Annotated in this window: 1 pseudogene; it reads right to left on the bottom strand. The window is 70.9% G+C overall.

What is annotated here, in order from left to right:
* Nucleotides 1-578, bottom strand: a pseudogene (locus tag AC5RVN_RS17430) (HNH endonuclease signature motif containing protein); the annotation flags it as partial.

Raw genomic sequence — 578 nt, 5'->3', positions numbered from 1 at the left:
GTCAGGCTGATGATGGTCCCGGCCCGGGAAGACACTGCAGGGCCGACACCAGAGCCGCCGGCGGGGGTGAGGGCGGCGGTGCCGGGGGTTGGGGTGAGGGCGGTGGTGAGGTGTTCGCGTGGGGCCGGGATGGTCTGGCCGGTGAGGGTGGTGGCGGGCAGGATGTCCGCGGCGAGGGCGAGCCGGCGGTGGGCTTCGCTTTTGCCGATCCGGAGCCGTTGGCGGAGGAACTCGGCGGTGGTGGCGCACCCGTCATCGGCCGGTGAGGTGACCATACGGGCAGTAGGTGTACCGGTTGCTGTTGGAGCTGCCGGCCAGGCGGTGTCTGTTTCGGTCAGGGTTTCCACGCCGTTGTCCCAGCCGGTGACCCAGCCTTTGCCTGTCCGGGCCCGGCAGGCCCGGGCGGTGTCGGCGGCGGTAATGGCCTGTGTTCGGGTGCGGTCCACGGTCCCTGCGGCGAGGACCTGCAGGTACTCCACGGTCCGAAAGAGGTCTTCCACGTGCCCGGCGAAATCAGCGGCTTCAACGTAGTCACCCCCGGCCAGCACACCCGGTGCGGCTGCAGCGGCCGCCGTCAG

This window comes from Arthrobacter sp. sptzw32, assembly GCF_059089735.1.
Note: the sequence above shows the minus strand (reverse complement) of the source record. Positions and strands in the feature narration are given on the sequence as shown.